The following is an 18,333-nucleotide window of genomic DNA, read 5'->3' as shown; positions in this document are numbered from 1 at the left end:
CTGGCCTCAGACGCCCGCGCCCGCGCCGATCACGGTCACCGCGCGGCGGTTCTGCGAATAGCAGGCCTCATCCGAACAGACCGCGAGCGGGCGTTCCTTGCCGTAGGACACGGTCTGGAGCCGCGAGGCCAGAACACCTTGCGAGATCAGGTACTGCTGCACCGCCGAGGCACGCCGAGCGCCGAGCGCGAGGTTGTATTCGCGCGTGCCTTGTTCGTCGGCGTGGCCCTCGATGATCGCCGTATTGGTGGGATGCTGGTTCAGCCAGACCGCCTGCTGGGCAAGGATCGACTGCGCCTCGGCTGTCAGCGTCGACTGGTCGACCGCGAAAAGCACCCGGTCGCCGATTGTCTGGTTGAAATAGGCAACCGAATTGGGGTCGTTCGGATCGCCGAGCCCGCCCGAGGTGATGCCAGCCGCCCCGGCCGCGCCTGCGTCGGCGCCGAAGCCGCCCGCACCGTAGCGGTCGGGGTTGTTGCAGCCCGCCAGCGCCAGGGCGCCCGCGAGGACGAAGATCGTGGAGAATTTGTTCATCGGGTTTACCGCCTCTGTTCTTGGCTCGATGGCCGTTACCATATCATCGACCGATTGCGTTGGAAACGCGGCTTCTTAGGGCAGAAGCGGCGACCAGGCCGGATCGGACGCGCCACCCTCCATCGGCACCGCCCTGAGGTTGCGGCCCGTGATGTCGACGCTGAAGAGCTGTGCGCCGCCGCCGGCGCCCGGGCTTTCGCGGGTGAACATGATGACCCGCCCGTTCGGCGCCCAGGTCGGCCCCTCGTCAAGGAAGGACGCGGTCAGAAGCCGTTCCTCGCTGCCGTCGGTGCGCATCACCCCGATATGGAAGCGGCCCGCATTCTGCTTCGTGAAGGCAATGAGATCGCCGCGCGGCGACCAGACCGGCGTGCCGTAGCGCCCCTCGCCGAAGCTGATCCGCGTCGCCTCGCCGCCGCCCGCCGGCATTATGTAAAGCTGCTGGTTGCCCGACCGGTCGCTTTCAAAGACGATCCGGCTGCCGTCGGGCGAAAATGACGGCGCAGTCTCGATCGACGGCGCGTTCGTGAGCTGCGCCATCTGACCCGACGAAAGCTGCATCGAATAGAGGTCCGTGTTGCCGCCCTGCTCGAGCGAGAATACAACCGTGCCGCCGTCTGGCGAGAAGCGCGGCGCGAAAGTCATGTTGCCCGACAGCTCGGCCAGCGCCCGCGCGCTCACGGTCGCAAGGTCCATCAGCTTGATGCGCGGGAACCCCGTCTCGAACGACGTGTAAAGCACTCTTTCTCCGTCGGGCGAGAACCGCGGTGCAAGCACGATGGTTGAGGAATCGGTCAGGTACTGAACGTTCGCCCCGTCATAGTCCATGATCGCAAGCCGTTTCAGCCGATTGTCCTTCGGCCCGCTTTCGGAGACGTAGACAACGCGGCTGTCGAAATAGGCGCTTTCGCCGGTGATACGAGCATAGATCTGGTCCGCGACCTTGTGCGCGATCCGCCGCCAGTCGCCCGCCGCGCCTCCGAACTGAAGACCGTCGCCGAGCTGAGCGTCCGAATATACATCATAGAGACGGAATTTCACGTTGATCCGCCCGTCCGACGTCGCTGCGACCGCGCCGGTCACGAGCGCCTGAGCGTTGATCGCCTTCCAGTCAGGATAGGCGATCGGAGCATCGAAGTTCGTGACCTGGCTGATATAGGCCGAAGGCGGGATCTCGCGGAACAGCCCCGTTCCAATAAGATCGGCGGCGATCACCTGTGTGATGTTCGCGGCCGCCTCGGCAGCACCGGAGTTCTCGGCGACAAAGGTCGGCATCGCGAAGGGCAAGGGCTCGATCACGCCGTCCTCGATGACGATCCTGAGCGGGCCGTCCTGAGCCTGCGCGGTGGGCGCGGCAAGGCCCAGAAGGGCGAGCGCAAGGCAAAGCGTCCGGGTGAAGGTCATGACATTCCCCTTTCTGCGGGTACGGATGGGTGGACTGGCTGGGGCGCGGATCGGGTCATCTCATCCTCATCTTTTCCGGATTGAAGACGATTTCAACCTCACGCCAGTAGTCGTATTTCTCGGGCGGCAACGGATAGCCGTTTTGGCCGCAACGGATGATCGCGCGGCGGCCCGTCTCGTAGGCCTGCTGAGCGGAGGCCTCGGTGCCGCCCTCGTAGCCGATCATCCGGATCGAGCCGCTGATCGGCTTGCCGGACGGGTCCATGTCGACGCCCACAGTCACGATCGTGCGGAGTGCGTCGGTGGAGAGCGCGCCGACGTTCCAGCACTGCTTGACCGCGATGACGAGCGCATCCTTCTCGCCGCCTGTCATCGGCGGACCGGAAGGCGCGGTGCCCGTACCGGGTGCCGGCTCGTCCGATGCCTCGCCCGCGAGCGCCTCGGCCAGCGCCTCGGCGACCGCGTCCTGAGTTGCGGGCGCTTCGGGCTCCGGCGCAGCGGCGGTCTCGGACTCGGTCGGCGCCGATTCGGCGGCGGTCTCGGCCGGAGCAGGCTCGGGCGCGGGCGCCGGCCGTTCGGGCCGTGCGCGCGGCCGGGGCGAGGCCTGAGGCGCAGCCGAGGCGGCCTCGGTCACGTCCTCGTTCTCCTCGGTGCGAATCACGTCGCCGGTATCCCGCGGGGCCGCGGCCTCTTCGGGCTCCTGCGGCTCGGGTTCGGGTGCGGGTTCAGGCGTCGTCTCGACGACCGCCTCGGGCGCGACGTCGGGCTCGGGCTGCGGCGCGTCGGTCGGATCGGGCGCGACGATGTCGGCGGGCTTCGGCTGTGGCGCGGGCTGAATCACGTCGTCAGGCGTCTCGGACGGCGTCTCGACCGGCGGCGCGGGCAGCGTCGGAGGCGTGTCGCTGACCTCCGCCTCGGGCGGCGCAAGTTCGGTGACATCGGGCGCGGCATCGGGTTCAGGCTCGGGCTCGGGTTCTGTCGGCGCCGCCGTTTCGGGCGCGGCATCCTGCGCGGGCGCCTCGGGTGCGGGTTCGGCGGCGGGCGCTTCGGGCACCGAGGGCGCGGCCGGGGCCTCCTCGGGTGCAGTCGGCTGCGCCGCCTGAAGGGCGGCAAACTGCGCCTCGGACATCAGCGCCACCTCTGCCGTGGCGACCGGGGGCGGCAGGTCGTGCGACCGGAAGATTCCGCCGACGATCAGCCACAGGATCGCCGCTGCATGCGCGATCCCAGATACGATGACGCCCGTGCGCTTTGCCCGGTCCATGGGCATCCGCCCTAGTTCCCCGCCCCGGCGCCGAAACTCGGCCCGCCCGCATCGGTCACCAGCACGATCTCGGTAAAGCCGCCGGAATTGAGTGCGCCCATCACCTGTACGACGCGTTCGTAGGGGATCTTGCCATCCGCGCGAAGAAAGAGCTTGCCATCCGTCCGCTCGGCCGCGATCGCCTTCAGCTTGCCGATCAGTTCGTCCTCCGCCACCGGCGTGTTCTGGACCGAGATCGTACCGTCATCCTGCACCGATATGGTCAATGGCTCCTGCTGCTCGCTCGCGACGGCCTGTGCGGCGGTCTCCGGCAGGTCCAAGGGTACGCCCACGGTCAGAAGGGGTGCTGCCACCATGAAGATGACCAGAAGCACCAGCATCACGTCCACGAAGGGCGTGACGTTGATCTCGCTCATCACGGCGGGTTTGCCCCGCGACCCGCGCCGGCGCCGTCCGCCGCCGCCCGGTTTCATCACGCCCGCGCCCATCTGATCAGGAATCCAGTTGGCGCGACAGGATTGTGGCGAATTCGTCGGCGAACGCCTCGTATCCTGCGATGATGCGGTCGCTGTCGGTCGAAAGCTTGTTGAAGAAGATTACCGCCGGAATGGCGGCGAGAAGTCCGAGCGCGGTCGCGACAAGCGCCTCGGCGATCCCCGGTGCCACGACGGCAAGCGAGGTGTTCTGGCTGATCGCGATCTGCTCGAACGCGACCTTGATGCCCCAGACGGTGCCGAAAAGCCCGACAAACGGCGCCGTGGAGCCCACGGTGGCGAGAAACGGCAGGCCCCGCGTGAGAGTCTCGGTCGCCTTGGCGATGGCGACGTCCATCGAGCGGTCGATCCGGGCCTGCGCGCCTGCAATCAACTCGCCGCCCTCCCTGTGCGAGCGGCGCCACTCGGTCATCCCGCTCGAAAAAATCTTCTCGGAGGCGCCGCGCGGCTGCTTGCCGATCTTATCGTAAAGCTCGTCGAGAGGTTCGCCCGACCAGAACGAGCGGTCGAAGCGGGCCGCGTCGTGACGCGCCTGCCGGAACGATATGAATTTCTGGACGATGATCGCCCACGACCAGAAACTCGCGACCGTCAAAAGGACCATGACGGCCTGAACGACGAAGGAGGCGCGCCAAAAGAGCGCCAACAAGGAGAAGTCCATCTCCTGCGCCAGGGCAAGGGTTTCGGTTTCCATTATTCACTGCTCGCCGGTTGGGCCACGTTTTCGCGGCTCTCTTAACTGTGATTCTATCCGGGATTAAGGAGGAATGCCAACACGAACTCGATACCGGCGGGAAATCCCCGAAGCTCAGTTTTCACTCGCCGTGATTGATCGGCGGACATCCGCCGGAAGTCGCGCCGGCGTACCCGAATCCTTCAGGCAGACAAGCGTCACCCCGGCCTGGAACAACCGCTCGTTCCCGCGAAGTACAGCCTGATCGAGCATGATGCGCGCGCCCGTCACGCCGCCGAGCCGGGTCTCGACGGTCAGCACGTCATCGAATTTCGCGGGCCTGAGAAAGTCCGCCTCGACGCGGCGCACCGCGAATGCGATGCCCTCCTCGGACTTCAGCCGCCCTTGGTCGATGCCCAGCCCGCGCACCCATTCGCTGCGCGCGCGTTCAATGAATCTCAGGTAGTTGGCGTAGTAGACGATCCCGGCCAGGTCGGTATCCTCGTAGTAGACGCGAAGCGAAAAGCGATGGATCAACGGGGCCGCCTCCAGACGAACGCCCTACCCCTAGCGCCCCGTCCGGGGCCGGACAAGCGGCACATCCTCGCCGCATGCAACGGGAACGGCTTTGCACGAGCACAATTCTTGTGTAGCCAGAACCAAAGCGCCGGCCTGCGGCGTGCCCCCGAAGTAAGCCCGAGGAGCCACAATGTCCCGATCCGTCATCGAAGAAGACCTGACCGTGGAAGGCAACATCGCTTCGCCCGAAGGCGATATCGAAGTGAAAGGTCGGGTGACCGGCGACATCACGTCGCGTTCGGTGGAGGTACATGTCGCCGGCAAGGTGGACGGCGCGATCAGCGCGACCGAGGTCACCATTCAGGGCAATCATTCTGGACGCATCGACTGCACTTCGCTCTCGCTCGACAAGACCGCCGAGGTGAAGTCCGACGTAAAGGCCCAAACGCTGTCTTCGGAGAAGGGTGCACGCCTCGTCGGCAAGGTGCAGATCACCGGCTGACCGGACGGTTTGCACTCAGGCGGAGCGCCGTGGTCTACTCGCCTGACAAGGGGAGGGGTAGCGCATGAATCCGCAGCCCGAGGCGACCAGCGCGAATGCCGGTCAGGCGCTCTTCTGGACGGACGTTCCCGGCCAGAAATGGGCGCACCACCACGAACGGCTCGATCACCTCTTCGGCCTGATCACCGATGAACTCCTGGCCCGCGCCGCGCCGCAACCCGGGCAGAGCGTGCTAGACGTCGGCTGCGGTTGCGGTGACACGGCGCTGCGCGCGGCCGACCGGGTCGGAGAGAGCGGCCAGGTCGAGGGCGTCGACATCTCTGATGTACTTCTTGCCGTGGCGCGCCGCCGCGCGGCCGGACGCGTGAACGTGTCCTTCACGCGCGCCGACGCTCAGGTGCAGGACTTCGCAGAAGACCGGCACGACCTTCTCATCTCGCGCTTCGGGCTGATGTTCTTTGCCGACCCGGTCGCGGCCTTCGCGAACCTCGCCCGCGCACTGAAGCCCGGCAGCCCCCTTGTCTTCGCAACCTGGGCGCCCGCTGCGGACAACCCCTGGAGCCATGTGACGAAATCCGCAGGCATGGCGCGGCTCGGCGCCGTTCCGCCCGATCCACCGCGCGAGCCGGGACAGTTTGCTTTCGCCGAACCCGGCTATGTGGCGGGTATCCTGCGCGACGCCGGACTGACGAATATTGTAGACGAGACGGTGGATACGCATCTCGTATGCGCCGGCACAGCAACCGACGCCGCCGATCTTGCTACTAGCATCGGCCCCGTGTCGCGCCTCATGCGCGACAAGAACGGGACGGAAGCAGACCGCATCGCGATCGCAACCGCCGTGGCGAAGGAATTCGCCCGCTACGAACGGGCGGACAGCGTTTGCGTGCCCGCCCGTGTCCATTTCTTCCGCGCGCGGAAAGGCTGACGCCCTTGAGGACGCGCCGCAACTCCTCCGCAATCGGCTATATCAGGTCTGGCAATCGCCGTCGCTACGCGACAGCCGGCTTTTTCGCGCCAAGATGGATCGCTACTTTGCCCTCGGCGACCGCCGGAGCGCCGACGCCGAGCTGCGCGGCATTGGCCTTGAGCCAGTCCTTGGCCACGGCAAGGCTCTTGTCGGTTCCCGCCTTGTCCTTGCAGACGGTGACTGTGAAGCATCCGTCCCTGGTCTCGATCAGGTCGTAGCTGACCAGGCCCGGAACGTCACCGATAAGCTTTTCGACCTCGCTTTTCCGCGCGATCAGAAGCTTTGTCAGCTCCGCGGCTCCCTTTCCAGTGTAGGTCCGTGTGATGGCATGCATCGTCAAAGCCTCCCCTTGAACGATTATGCGGTGCTGCCGTGGGGCGACAGTACACCCCTTGCGGCAGTGGCGGCACAGTATCAGAGCCCGACTGATTCTGACATGCCGTCCCTCCGGGCCCCGGCGGGGGCAGGCCAATTCTGGCCCACGACTCGGTCTGGTCAGCAATCGGCGGGCGCGGTTGCCAAACTGGGCGGTGATCCTGCGGCGACGCCTCCGCCGTAAAGAGATCGTCGGCTGCGCGCCGCAGGCTCTCTGCCGCTGCCGGCTGTTTCGGGGCAGGAAGCGAAAGGCCTACCCGCACCGCGCCGCCAACCGGAGCGCGTGGCTTGCATCATGGGAGACAGCGGGCACCACGGGATCGTAGGCCGCCCGGATCAGCGCCGCGATGTCGGGGTTCAGGAAAACCTCACCGCCCGACTGCGCGAGCGGCGAACGGTCGAGGAATGCCCGGTCCGACCATAGAAGGATGATTTGGGCGGCAAGGCTCAGCGTGATCGTATCCGCGGGCAGTCCGGCCAGATCCTCGTCCATGCGGACGAACACAATGCAGGCGCGGATGGCGCCCGTCTCCTCAAATCGGAAATGGCGATACTGGTTTGCATCCTCCGCCCGGAGTCGGGCCACCAGCGGGCCGAGCCCTTCGACCAGCCGGTCGAGATCGGGCACGGCCAGAAGCTCCGCCCAATCGCGAAAGAAGAAGATCATCAGGTTGGCGCCCTGCTCGGGATCGGTCTCGGCCATCCTGTGACCGGCGAGCGTGACGACCGCCTCGACCGCGCCCTTGACCATCGCGAGCGTCGCGTTGTCGACGCCGAATACTACCGGGGCGATGGGCCGTTCCCAACGCGCGAAGAAATACTCGCCGGATGAGCGGGTGAAGAGCGCTTCGATGTCCTGCGGGTCCATGCGGCCTCCGTATCCGGCGACGAGCCATAGTGGCTTTCGTGCGCTGCCTCAACTGCGCGCGACGCCGCCCCCTCCGCCTCTTCGGATGATCCGACCGCGCCTGGTCGATGATCCACCTCGCGGGCAGGCGCAGATGACCCCGGCGACCGGTTAGCAGCGACAAACGTAACTATATTTTCTTTTTTTTCAATGATTTGATGGCGCCATTGCGCGTGAGAACCGGCTCATTTCACGAACAGGTCGCCCTGCCCCGGCGCCTTTGGCGTGGCCATTCCGAGATGGGTCCAGGCCTTGCCCGCCAGCATCCGCCCTCTCGGGGTGCGCTGGATCAGCCCCTGCTGGAGCAGGAACGGCTCGATTACCTCCTCGATCGCGTCCCGCACCTCCGACAGTGCCGCCGACAGCGTCTCGACACCGACCGGCCCGCCGGCGTAATTCTCCGCGATCAGCGTAAGGTAGCGCCGGTCCGCCCCGTCGAGCCCGAGATGATCAACCCCGAGCCGGGTTAGCGCCCCGTCCGCCACCTCGCGCGTGAGCCGCCCGTCGCCCTCCACGAGCGCGAAATCGACGACCCGGCGCAGAAGTCGACCGGCGACGCGCGGTGTTCCCCGCGCCCGCCGCGCGATTTCGCGCGTGCCCTCAGGCTCGGCCGCGATCCCCATCAGCCGCGCCCCGCGCGCCACGATCTGGTCAAGCTCGGAGGCAGTGTAGAACTGAAGGCGCGTCGGGATGCCGAAGCGGTCCCGGAGCGGCGTGGTCAAGAGGCCGAGCCGCGTCGTCGCCCCCACGAGTGTGAAGGGTTGAAGCTCGATCCTTACGGTCCGCGCGGCCGGTCCCTCGCCGATCACGAGGTCGAGTTCGAAATCCTCCATCGCGGGATAAAGCACCTCCTCGACTGCCGGGTTCAGCCGGTGGATCTCGTCGATGAAGAGAACGTCGCGCGTTTCGAGATTGGTCAGGATCGCGGCCAGGTCGCCCGCCCGCGCCAGCACTGGTCCGGAGGTCATGCGGAAGTTTACGCCGAGCTCCTTCGCCATGATCTGCGCGAGCGTGGTCTTGCCGAGGCCGGGTGGGCCGTGGAAGAGCGTGTGATCCATCGCCTCGCCACGCAGCTTCGCGCTTTCGATGAAAACACGAAGATTGGCGCGCGCTTCCTCCTGACCGATGAAGTCTTGAAGCGCCTGCGGCCTCAGCGCCCGGTCGGCATCCTCGGGCTGCGGCGCGGGGCGGAGCGTGGGATCGGGTTCCATGTCTTACCCTTTCGGCGCGAGGAGCTTGAGGCTCGCCCGGATCAGGTCGGACGTCCCTGCCTCGGGCGCTGCACCTGCGGCCTCGGCCACGGCGGCGGCGGCCTCGCCCTGGCCGTAGCCGAGATTGACGAGCGCCGACAGAGCCTCGGCAGTGGCGGCGGCCGATTGCACGGGGGCAGTCTGCGCAGTCGTCTTCCACGCCGGCGCCTCGACCACGACCTCACCTGCCGGGACATCGACCGTCAGGGCCCCGCCGAGCGCCATCACTGTCGGCGCCTTGTCCTTCAGTTCCATCACCACGCGCTGGGCGAGCTTCGGCCCGACCCCCGGCGCGGCCCTGACCGCCGACCAGTCGCCGAGCGCGATGGCGCGGGCGACACCTTCGGCGCCGAGCGTGCCGAGAATGGCCATAGACGCCTTCGCGCCGACGCCCTGCACCGTTGTCAGCAGCCGATGCCACTCTTTCTCGAGGAGCGTCGGAAAGCCGAAAAGCTGCAGAATATCTTCGCGCACCAGAAGATCGGTATAGAGTGCCACGGCCCCGCCTGCGGGCGGCAAGGCCGCCGCCGTACGGTCGGAAACATGGACGACATAGCCCACGCCGCGAACGTCGATCAGAACGTGATCGGCCGCGCGGTGCAGGATGACTCCTGCAATGCGCCCGATCATGCCGCGCCCCGGATCGCCGCCGCCAATCGGCCTGCGCTTTGCAGATAGTGGGCGTGGCAGATCGCGATGGCGAGCGCATCGGCCGCATCCGGACCTGCAAGCGCCACGCCTGGCAGTTGATGGCGCACCATGTGGGCGATCTGTGCCTTGTCGGCATGGCCCACGCCCACAACCGCCTTCTTGACCGCGTTCGGCGCGTATTCACCCACGCTGAGGCCCGCCTGCGCCGGCACCAGGAGCGCAATCCCGCGAGCTTGGCCGAGTTTCAGCGTCCCCGCGCCGTCCTTGTTGACGAAAGTCTGCTCGACGGCCGCCGCGTCGGGCCGGTGCAGCGCCACGATTTCCGCAAGCGCGGCATGAAGTGACAGAAGCCGCACCGCGAGTTCCTTGCCCTCGGAGCGGATGATGCCATTGGCGACATGGCTGAGTCGCGATCCGGCGACTTCGATCACACCCCAGCCGAGGTTCCGAAGCCCCGGATCGATCCCGAGAACGCGCATCTGCTCCCTCACATGTTGCTTTTTTCTCACGACTAGCACGAAAAGCGAACATCGGAAAGGAAGAATGGGCGTGAGGGATTGTCTCGAAGGCGTGATCAGCGAGGCCTGAATTCGACATCGCGCAGACTGAAATCGACATTTCCGACATCCGGATAATCGATTTATTTCCAGAGTGTTATCGAAGGTTTCAGACATGCAATCCGTGCATGGCTGATCTGCAATTGCATCACTTGCCGCCGCACGGCGCGAGGTCTATCTGCCGTCCTGAAAGCGGGTCAGCCCACGGTGGGTTAGCCCGGATAGAAGGATGAAGACCATGTCCGTAATTGCAACGAACCGTCCTGCCGCAGGCAACTTCTCCGGCCTCTTCGGTGCCCTCGTCAATGCGTTTGTCGGCTGGAACGACGCGCGCGTGACGCGCAACGCACTGAACCACCTGACCGACCGTGAGCTCGACGATATCGGCCTGGTTCGGGGCGACATCGACTCGATCGCGCCGCGCAACTGATCATTCGGAAACAGTTGCCGTTTCGCGACCTCGGAGTCGCCAAAGGCCGTGCCGGGGGAAACCCGTCACGGCCTTTCTGTTGGCGCGCTGCAAACTGTCGGTTTGGCGGAGCGCCCCGTCAGTAGATGAATGCGCGGATGCGTTCCGCGATGGCCACCGTGATCGGATCGGCCTGAAGGACATACGCCCCGACCTGATCGGCCGTAGTCCCCGCGCGCAGCGCCGCGATCCGCTCTTCGTAGAGCTCCGCGCCAAGCGACGCGTAGACCGCAGCCTTGATTCCGAGCACGGCGATCAGGACAAGCGCGATCGGGCCAAGCAGCCCGAAGCGCCGCGCCGGACGGTGGCGCGCTTTGTAGTAGGACATGCCGAGCGCCCCTTCGGCCTCGAAACCGCCGCCGGCGTTGTGGATGCGCTCGATACGGCCGATGCGGCCATGGAAGTTCTGCAAATTGCGATCGACCATGTCGATCCCCCGATCCTGTCGCCCCCGCTACGTCCGAGGCTGCGGACGAAGTATGGCAGAAATGGGGCAAGCGACAGCGGATATGGTCAGCACGGTGTCATTGGCCGCGTTTCAGAACCAATGTCGCCCATTCACCGATATCGTCGCGGCTGATTGGCGAGAATCCAACATTTTCGTAGATCCGCGACACATCGTCGGCTTGATTGTCGAGGATTCCTGACAGAATCACGTAACCATCGGAACGAACTGCGCGCGCCATGGCGGGGGCAAGTTCGATGAGCGGTGCCTTCAGGATATTGGCGAAGATGAGGTCGAAGGGCATCGCCCCCGTGATCTCGGAATGATCGAAGCCCGCCGCCTCGACGCAACGCACCTGCCTCGCGAGCCCATTGGCAGCGACGTTAGCCTCTGCCACTTCGACCGCGACGGGGTCGATATCGGCCGCGATCACAGGGCTGGGCCAGATCGAGGCCGCAGCCATCGCCAGAACCGCCGTTCCGCAGCCGATGTCGGCCACGTTGCCACCCCGGAACCCGGCCTGGTCAAGCCGGTCGAGCGCGAGAAGGCAGCCCTTGGTGGTGGCGTGGTGGCCGGTCCCGAACGCCATCGCCGCCTCGATAAGAAGCGCGACGCGACCGTCGGGCACGCGATCGGCATCGTGGCTACCGTAGACGAAAAAGCGCCCGGCCTCCACCGGCTGCAATTCGCGCTTCACGTGGGCGACCCAGTCGGTCTCCGGAATCTCAGAGACCGCAAATGGCTTCGCGCCGTAGATCGCCGCCATGAGTGCGAGCTCTATCTCGTCGGGCCGGTCGTCGAAGTAGACGCCGACTTCGAACATGCCCGTTCCGTCTTCGATCTCGGAGCAGCCGATTCCGCTCGGCTCGGGCAGGAACTTCTCCATCGCTTCGGCGAGCGCCTCGGCCGGTTCCCTGGCGGGGAGAGTTGTGAGCGCAGAAAACGTGGCCATGATTGTTCCCGGGGCAAGGCGGCGTGATGCGGCGCTATAGCGCCCGCGCAGGGATGCCTGCAACCCGTGATCTGGGGGCGACGTCGCGCGAAACGATCGCGCCCGCCGCGACGATGGCGCCCTCCCCGATGGAGACGCCCGGCAAGAGGATCGCGCCGCCGCCGATCCAGACATCGCTACCGACGGTGACAGGCATCGCCCGCTCAATGCCCGCGCGGCGCTTGGTCGGGTCACGGTGATGGTCGGCACAGTAGATATGCACGCCGGGGCCGAGCAGCGCGCGCGTGCCGATTCGCACGGGCGCGGAATCCAGAACGACACAGCCCGCGTTAAGATAAACGCCGTCGCCGAGCGTCAGATTGATGCCGTAGGAGCAGTGGAATGGTGCTTCGATCCAGCAGTCGCGGCCCAGTGCGACAAGCTCCGCCACGAGCGGGGCGCACGCACCGCGCTCGTCAGGCTCCATCGTCGCGTGCTGATGGCAGGCCCGGCGGGCCGCGCGCCGCATCTCCTCGTAGGCTGCGTCGAGGCATGAGTACCACTCCCCGCTCGCCATGATCTCACGCGGGGAACGGGCCATGTCAGGCCTTGAGACCGATGGGGCAGCTCACGCCGGTGCCGCCCACGCCGCAGTAGCCTCCGGGGTTCTTGGCGAGGTACTGCTGGTGGTAATCCTCGGCGAAGTAGAACGGGCTCGCGGGCACGATCTCGGTCGTGATCGGCCCGTAGCCCGCGGCCTTGAGCCGTTGCGCATAGACCTCGCGACTTTCTTCGGCCGCCTCAGTCTGCCTGTCGGAATAGGTGTAGATGCCTGACCGGTACTGGGTTCCGACGTCGTTGCCCTGCCGGTTGCCCTGTGTCGGGTCGTGACCTTCCCAAAAGACCTTCAGCAGGTCCTCGTAGCTGATGACCTTGGGATCGTAGATTACCCGCACGACCTCATTCTGCCCGGTGCGCCCAGTGCAGGTCTCATGATACGTCGGGTTGGGCGTGCTCCCGCCCGAATAGCCGACCATCGTCAGCCAGGTCCCGTCGAGCTGCCAGAACTTGCGCTCGACGCCCCAGAAGCAACCCATGCCGAACATAGCCTCCTCCATGCCCTCGGGCACCGGGGATTTCAGCGGACGGCCAGAGATGAAGTGGGTGTCCGCCGTGGGAATGGCCTCGGCGCGGCCGGGCAGCGCCTCATCGGCCGTGGGCATCGTGGCTTTCTTTCCGAAAAGGGCGTTCAGCATGGAGGGTCTCCTGCGTATATGCGTTCGGCCCGAATATAGTCCTTCGGCTGAACCGCCGCCATCGGGCAAGCGTTCACGAAGCGATGAACCGGAGTGGACTCATTCCGCCACCACCGGCAGGCCGCGCGCGAAGACCGTTTCGAATCCCGGTTCGGGATGCCGTGGGACGAGCAGCGAAAGCAGCACAGACAATCCCGCGAGCGCCGCCGCGAGGCCGAAGACCGCCCCGGGCGAGACGACCCAGAGGTAGCCGAGCAGCGCCGGCAGAAAGACCGCAGCGATGTGGTTGATCGTGAAGGCGACAGCCGCTGTGGGCGCGATATCCTGCGGGTCCGCGATCTTCTGGAAGTAGGTCTTGAGTGCGAAGCTCAGTGAGAAGAACAGGTGGTCGAGGACGTAGAGCACCGCCGCCAGCACGACGCCCCAGCCGAACCAGTAGATCCCGCCATAGGCGAGGAAGACGCAAAGCAGCCCGGTGTATTCGAAGATGAGCGCGTTGCGTTCGCCGAAACGCCCGACGGCGTGGCCCATGAGCGGCGCGGCGATCATGTTGACGAGATAGTTGATCAGGAACAGCGCCGTGACCTGGTGCACCTGGAACCCGAACCGTTCGACCATCATGAAGGCTGCGAAAACGACGAATATCTGACGCCGCGCGCCAGCCATGAACTGCATTACGTAGTAAAGCCAATAGCGCCTGCGCAGAATGAACTTCTTCAATTGCGGGTCGGGCGCATCGAACTGCGGATAGGCGAGGGCGGCGAAGATCGCGATGGCGAGCGTCGTGCCGCCCGCGATCCCGTAGACAAGACCGTAGCTCAGGTCGAATGCCTGCCAGGTCACCACGATCAACCCGTAGGCCGCCATCGCTGCGCCCGATCCGATGGCGACGATCCAGCCGAGCACCTGCGGCGCGCGCTTTTTGTCGATCCACTGAAGCTGAAGCGACTGATTGACCGTCTCGAAATAGTGGAACCCGATCGACGAGAGAAGCGTGATCATCAGGATGCCCCCGAGCGTCGGGAATATCGCCGTCACCGCCGTCGCCGCCCCCAGAAGTCCGAGCGCCAGCAGCGCGAGCACCTGTTCTCGCAAGGCCCACAAGAGGACGATCACGCCGATTGCGAGGAAGCCCGGAATTTCGCGCACCGTGTGCAGCCAGCCGATCTCCACTCCGGTGAAGCCCGCCGCTTCCTTGACGAAGTTGTTCAGAAGCGCCGACCAGGTGGCGAAGGCGATTGGCATTGCGGCGGCCATCAGGAACAGAAGGAAGGCCGGCTGCCGCCAGCGAGGCAGGCCTTCGGCTTCCTTCAGCGTGATTGTCGGAATGCGGAACATCTCGGTCGCCTTACGCCTCTTTTCGGGCCTTTGCGAGCCTTTTGAGGCGCGCGGAGGGTCACAGCCACTGTGCGCGAGAGCGGCAATTTGAAACCCTCAATGCCTCAGTAGAAGCTCTGCGGATCGATATCGATCGCGAGGCGCAGATTGTTCGGGATCTTGAGCTGCCTCACCCATTCGGCAAGCGCAGGCTGCAGGGCCGCGCCTTTGGCCGCCTTCACGAGCAGGCGCACGCGGTGCCGCCCCCGGACACGCGCGACGGGCGCGGGCGCGGGGCCGAAGACCTGCGCCCCGATGCGGCGAAGCGGCGCGTCGCGGCGGGCAAGCTCGGCACCGAAATCGAACACGGTCTGCACATCGGGCGACGACAACACAACGCCCGCGAGCCGGCCGAAGGGCGGCATCCCGGCGGCCTGCCGCTCGGCCGCCTCGGCGCGCCAGAACGCCTCCTCCTCGCCCGACAGGATCGCGCGGATGACGGCATGTTCGGGCTGGTAGGTCTGAAGCATCGCCTCGCCTGGACGCTCGCTGCGCCCGGCGCGGCCGGACACTTGGCGCATAAGCTGAAACGTGCGTTCGGCCGCCCGGAGGTCGGAGCCCTGCAGTCCCAGATCGGCGTCGATGACACCGACGAGCGTCAGAAGCGGGAAATTGTGCCCCTTCGCGACAAGCTGCGTCCCAATGATGATGTCGGCTGTGCCTCCGGCGATCTCGCCGATCTTGTCTTTCAGCGCACGCGCCGAGGAAAATAGATCGGAGGACAGGACCGCAACCCGCGCCTCGGGGAATCGTTCTGCCACCTCTTCAGCCAACCGTTCGACGCCCGGACCGACCGGCGCCAGCCGCCCTTCGGCCGCGCAGGAGGGGCAGGCTTCGGGCATCGGTTTCGTCTCGCCGCATTGATGGCAGACGAGGCGCTTGAGGAAACGATGCTCGACCATTCGGGCATCGCAGTGGTCGCATCCGATCTGGTGGCCGCAGGCACGGCAGATCGTGACCGGCGCGTAACCCCGACGGTTCAGGAACAGCAATGCCTGCTCCCCGCGTTCGTTCCTCTCGCGAACGGCGGAGGCGAGCGTTGGGCCGATCCAGCGGTTCGCCTCTAAAGTCTCGGCGCGCATGTCGATGGCTGAAAGCCCGGGCATCTCGGCCACGCCGAACCGCGAGGTCAGATTGATGCGGGAATACTTTCCGGCCTCGGCATTCACCCATGTCTCGAGACAGGGCGTGGCGGACGCTAGCACTACCTGCGCGTCGCATAGAGAGGCGCGCAGAACCGCCATGTCGCGCGCGTTGTAAAGGACGCCGTCTTCCTGCTTGTAAGAGGTGTCGTGTTCCTCGTCGACGACGATCAGGCCGAGGTCGCGGAAGGGCAGGAACAGCGCCGACCGCGCGCCGACGACAAGGCCAACACCGCCCTCGCCCGCCATGCGCCAAAGCCGCCGCCGTTCGGTCTGGGTGACGCCCGAATGCCACTCGCCGGGCATCGCGCCGAACCGCTCCTCAACGCGGTTCAGGAACTCCGCGGTCAGGGCGATCTCGGGCAAAAGGACCAGCGCCTGCCGCCCCATACGCAGGCATTCGGCGACCGCCTCCAGATAGACTTCCGTCTTGCCCGAACCGGTCACGCCCTTCAAGAGCGTAGTGCCGTAGCGCCCCTCGGCAATGCCCGCGCGGAGCTGACAGGTGGCGGCGGCCTGATCTTCCGCCAGGTCCTTGCCCGCCAGATCCGGGTCGAGCCGCCGATAGGGCAGATCGCGCGGCGCCTCTTCCTCGACCACGGCGCCCTGCTTGGCCAAACCCTTCACGACGCTCGTCGAAACCCCGGCGAGCGCGGCGAGCTCGCCCAAAGTGAACGCTGCACCGCCGTAGTCGTCGAGAACAGCAATGACCCGCGTACGTGCGTCGGTCATCCGGTCGGGTTTCGCCCAGCCTTTCCGATAGACCCTCCGCGGCCCCGGCGGGTCGGCGAGGCCGGGCGCGCGCGTCGCGAGCCTGAGCATCCCCGGCATCGGCGTCAGCGTGTATTCCGCCGCGCGGATCAGGAAGGCCCGCATCGCCTCGGCCATCGGCGCGGCGTCGAGAACCAGCGTCACGGGCCGGACCTTGGCGATGTCGTAGCCGCCTTCGCCCGCCCCCCAGACGACGCCCAGCACCCGGCGCGGGCCGAGCGGCACCTCCACGAACGCCCCTGCGAAGCAGCCGCCCTCCGGCGCGCGGTAGTCGAGCGCGCGGCCCACTGGCTCGGTCGTCAGAACAGAGACGAGCGCGCCCTCGTCGAAAAACGACTGATCAGCCAAGCCGACCTCCGATCATGGGTTCCGGCCCGACCGGCCATGCGCTAGAACAGCGCGCGAACGCAAATGCAGCCCGGGGAACGCCAATGAAATTCTTCGTTGATACCGCAGACACCGCCGCCATCAAGGAACTGAACGACCTTGGGATGGTCGACGGGGTGACGACAAATCCCTCGCTGATCCTGAAAGCGGGGCGTGACATCATCGAAGTGACCAAGGAGATCTGCGACATGGTCTCGGGCCCCGTTTCCGCCGAAGTCGTGGCCACCGAGGCCAAGGCGATGATTGCCGAAGGTCTGAAGCTGTCCAAGATCGCGCCCAACATCGCGATCAAGGTGCCTCTGACCTGGGACGGTCTCACCGCCTGCAAGGCTTTCGCATCGGAGGGGCTGAAGGTCAACGTCACGCTCTGCTTCTCGGCCGCGCAGGCGATCCTCGCCGCGAAGGCGGGCGCCTCGTTCATCTCGCCCTTCATCGGGCGGCTCGACGACATCCATATGGACGGGGTCGACCTGATCCACGACATCCGCACGATCTACGACAACTACGACTTCTCCACCGAGATCCTTGCCGCCTCGATCCGCTCGGTGAACCACGTGATCGACTGCGCCAAGATCGGCGCCGACGTTGTGACCGCGCCGCCTTCGGTGATCAAGGCAATGGCCAATCACGTCCTCACGGACAAAGGGCTGGAACTGTTTCTGAACGACTGGGCAAAAACCGGGCAGAAAATCGTTTGACATCGTGTATAGTCGCCCAAAACGAACCAAGTAGGCACGAGGGCAGTCATGGCGGAATCAGCGATTATCGCAGCAGAGTTGCGCGACAAACTTCTGGCGGAGCCGGAAGTGATCCTGGAAGATCGCGACCTGATGCGAGCGCTGATCGCGGCCAACGAGCGCGCGATGGGGTCGAACATTGTCGACCTGCGCGGTATCGCGATGGAACGGCTCGAGGCGCGGCTCGACCGGCTTGAGGACACGCACCGCTCCGTCATCGCGGCGGCCTACGAGAACCTCGCCGGCACGAACCAGGTTCACCGCGCGATCCTGCAGATGCTGGACCCGGTCGATTTCGAGGATTTCGTGAAGAACCTCGGCGGCGAGGTAGCGCAGATTCTTCGTGTCGATTGCGTGCGCCTGGTGCTCGAAACAGTGCAGAGGGATCACGACCCGACGCTCGACCGTCTGGGCGAAGTCCTCTGCATCGCTGAACCGGGCTTCGTCGAAGACTACCTGGCTGGCGGGCGCAACGCGCCCGGCCGGTCCATCGTGCTGCGCCAGACCTTGCCGGAATCTGAATCGATCTACGGCCTGTCCGGTCCCTGGATCCGGTCCGAGGCGGCGCTCAAGCTCGAACTCGGAAGAGGAAAGCTTCCGGGCATGCTGGCACTCGGCGCCGAAGACCCGCACCAGTTCCGCCCCAATCAGGGCACCGACCTTCTCACATTCTTCGCGGGCGTATTCGAACGCGCAATGCGGCGCTGGCTGGCCTGAG

22 protein-coding genes are annotated in these 18,333 nt (G+C 65.8%); 5 read left to right on the top strand and 17 right to left on the bottom strand.

The window, feature by feature from the left end:
- Positions 1 to 6 precede the first annotated feature (6 nt).
- The 6 genes from pal to ybgC all read right to left on the bottom strand — a co-directional run bounded on the left by pal (position 7) and on the right by ybgC (position 4,906).
- A complete protein-coding gene (gene pal / locus DEA8626_RS18045) occupies positions 7 to 534 on the bottom strand; it encodes a peptidoglycan-associated lipoprotein Pal (protein WP_108854590.1) in 528 nt (175 codons plus the stop codon).
- A 75-nt stretch (positions 535 to 609) separates the two neighbouring features.
- Entirely contained in the window at positions 610 to 1,938 is a 1,329-nt protein-coding gene (gene tolB / locus DEA8626_RS18040) for a Tol-Pal system beta propeller repeat protein TolB (RefSeq protein WP_108854589.1), read from the bottom strand.
- Positions 1,939 to 1,993: 55 nt separating this feature from the next.
- Positions 1,994 to 3,202, bottom strand: coding sequence for a cell envelope integrity protein TolA (gene tolA, locus DEA8626_RS18035; protein WP_108854588.1), 1,209 nt, complete (start codon positions 3,200 to 3,202; stop codon positions 1,994 to 1,996).
- A gap of 11 nt (positions 3,203 to 3,213) precedes the next feature.
- Positions 3,214 to 3,690 (bottom strand): protein TolR, encoded by a 477-nt coding sequence (tolR, locus tag DEA8626_RS18030; RefSeq protein WP_108854587.1) that lies wholly within the window; start codon positions 3,688 to 3,690, stop codon positions 3,214 to 3,216.
- Positions 3,691 to 3,694: 4 nt separating this feature from the next.
- The gene (gene tolQ, locus DEA8626_RS18025) at positions 3,695 to 4,390 is read right to left on the bottom strand and encodes a protein TolQ (protein ID WP_108854586.1); all 696 of its coding nucleotides are present in this window, start codon (positions 4,388 to 4,390) and stop codon (positions 3,695 to 3,697) included.
- Between the two features lie 114 nt (positions 4,391 to 4,504).
- The gene (gene ybgC / locus DEA8626_RS18020) at positions 4,505 to 4,906 is read right to left on the bottom strand and encodes a tol-pal system-associated acyl-CoA thioesterase (protein WP_108854585.1); all 402 of its coding nucleotides are present in this window, start codon (positions 4,904 to 4,906) and stop codon (positions 4,505 to 4,507) included.
- Between the two features lie 172 nt (positions 4,907 to 5,078).
- Between ybgC and DEA8626_RS18015 the strand changes: the two genes are divergently transcribed.
- Entirely contained in the window at positions 5,079 to 5,390 is a 312-nt protein-coding gene (locus DEA8626_RS18015; protein ID WP_108854584.1) for a bactofilin family protein, read from the top strand.
- Positions 5,391 to 5,454: 64 nt separating this feature from the next.
- Positions 5,455 to 6,318, top strand: a complete 864-nt coding sequence (locus DEA8626_RS18010; protein WP_108854583.1) for a class I SAM-dependent methyltransferase — start codon at positions 5,455 to 5,457, stop codon at positions 6,316 to 6,318.
- A 64-nt stretch (positions 6,319 to 6,382) separates the two neighbouring features.
- Here DEA8626_RS18010 and DEA8626_RS18005 read toward each other — a convergent pair whose 3' ends face one another.
- The 5 genes from DEA8626_RS18005 to ruvC form a co-directional block, all read right to left on the bottom strand.
- On the bottom strand, positions 6,383 to 6,694 hold the full coding sequence (locus tag DEA8626_RS18005) for a hypothetical protein (RefSeq protein WP_108854582.1): 312 nt from the start codon (positions 6,692 to 6,694) through the stop codon (positions 6,383 to 6,385).
- 294 nt (positions 6,695 to 6,988) lie between these two features.
- Complete coding sequence (locus DEA8626_RS18000) at positions 6,989 to 7,603, bottom strand: hypothetical protein (protein WP_108854581.1); 615 nt, start codon at positions 7,601 to 7,603, stop codon at positions 6,989 to 6,991.
- 224 nt (positions 7,604 to 7,827) lie between these two features.
- Positions 7,828 to 8,853, bottom strand: coding sequence for a Holliday junction branch migration DNA helicase RuvB (gene ruvB / locus DEA8626_RS17995; RefSeq protein ID WP_108854580.1), 1,026 nt, complete (start codon positions 8,851 to 8,853; stop codon positions 7,828 to 7,830).
- A gap of 3 nt (positions 8,854 to 8,856) precedes the next feature.
- Positions 8,857 to 9,522 (bottom strand): Holliday junction branch migration protein RuvA, encoded by a 666-nt coding sequence (ruvA, locus tag DEA8626_RS17990; RefSeq protein WP_108854579.1) that lies wholly within the window; start codon positions 9,520 to 9,522, stop codon positions 8,857 to 8,859.
- Positions 9,519 to 10,022 (bottom strand): crossover junction endodeoxyribonuclease RuvC, encoded by a 504-nt coding sequence (ruvC, locus tag DEA8626_RS17985; protein ID WP_108854578.1) that lies wholly within the window; start codon positions 10,020 to 10,022, stop codon positions 9,519 to 9,521. Before ruvC ends, ruvA begins: the two co-directional genes overlap by 4 nt.
- Before the next feature lie 316 nt (positions 10,023 to 10,338).
- Between ruvC and DEA8626_RS17980 the strand changes: the two genes are divergently transcribed.
- Positions 10,339 to 10,530: a DUF1127 domain-containing protein gene (locus tag DEA8626_RS17980; RefSeq protein ID WP_108854696.1), complete on the top strand. Its 192-nt coding sequence runs from the start codon at positions 10,339 to 10,341 to the stop codon at positions 10,528 to 10,530.
- Between the two features lie 118 nt (positions 10,531 to 10,648).
- Here the strand turns inward: DEA8626_RS17980 and DEA8626_RS17975 are convergent, their stop codons facing one another.
- The 6 genes from DEA8626_RS17975 to DEA8626_RS17950 form a co-directional block, all read right to left on the bottom strand.
- Entirely contained in the window at positions 10,649 to 10,996 is a 348-nt protein-coding gene (locus tag DEA8626_RS17975) for a hypothetical protein (RefSeq protein WP_108854577.1), read from the bottom strand.
- Between the two features lie 97 nt (positions 10,997 to 11,093).
- Positions 11,094 to 11,966 carry a 50S ribosomal protein L11 methyltransferase gene (locus DEA8626_RS17970; protein ID WP_108854576.1) on the bottom strand — a complete coding sequence of 291 codons (873 nt, stop codon included), beginning with the start codon at positions 11,964 to 11,966 and terminating at the stop codon, positions 11,094 to 11,096.
- 34 nt (positions 11,967 to 12,000) lie between these two features.
- Positions 12,001 to 12,546, bottom strand: coding sequence for a sugar O-acetyltransferase (locus tag DEA8626_RS17965; RefSeq protein ID WP_108854575.1), 546 nt, complete (start codon positions 12,544 to 12,546; stop codon positions 12,001 to 12,003).
- 1 nt (position 12,547) lies between these two features.
- On the bottom strand, positions 12,548 to 13,201 hold the full coding sequence (gene msrA, locus DEA8626_RS17960) for a peptide-methionine (S)-S-oxide reductase MsrA (RefSeq protein WP_108854574.1): 654 nt from the start codon (positions 13,199 to 13,201) through the stop codon (positions 12,548 to 12,550).
- 99 nt (positions 13,202 to 13,300) lie between these two features.
- A complete protein-coding gene (locus tag DEA8626_RS17955) occupies positions 13,301 to 14,539 on the bottom strand; it encodes an MFS transporter (protein WP_108854573.1) in 1,239 nt (412 codons plus the stop codon).
- 104 nt (positions 14,540 to 14,643) lie between these two features.
- Positions 14,644 to 16,839, bottom strand: coding sequence for a primosomal protein N' (locus tag DEA8626_RS17950; protein ID WP_108854572.1), 2,196 nt, complete (start codon positions 16,837 to 16,839; stop codon positions 14,644 to 14,646).
- 83 nt (positions 16,840 to 16,922) lie between these two features.
- Here DEA8626_RS17950 and fsa point away from each other — a divergent pair, with 83 nt between their 5' ends.
- Both fsa and DEA8626_RS17940 read left to right on the top strand, forming a co-directional pair.
- Positions 16,923 to 17,576: a fructose-6-phosphate aldolase gene (fsa, locus tag DEA8626_RS17945; protein ID WP_108854571.1), complete on the top strand. Its 654-nt coding sequence runs from the start codon at positions 16,923 to 16,925 to the stop codon at positions 17,574 to 17,576.
- 48 nt (positions 17,577 to 17,624) lie between these two features.
- A complete protein-coding gene (locus DEA8626_RS17940; protein WP_108854570.1) occupies positions 17,625 to 18,332 on the top strand; it encodes a DUF484 family protein in 708 nt (235 codons plus the stop codon).
- Position 18,333 lies beyond the last annotated feature (1 nt).

Origin of the sequence: Defluviimonas aquaemixtae (assembly GCF_900302475.1) — a bacterium.
In the GTDB taxonomy this organism is placed as follows: domain Bacteria; phylum Pseudomonadota; class Alphaproteobacteria; order Rhodobacterales; family Rhodobacteraceae; genus Albidovulum; species Albidovulum aquaemixtae.
This window is presented reverse-complemented; position numbering and strand designations above follow the sequence as displayed.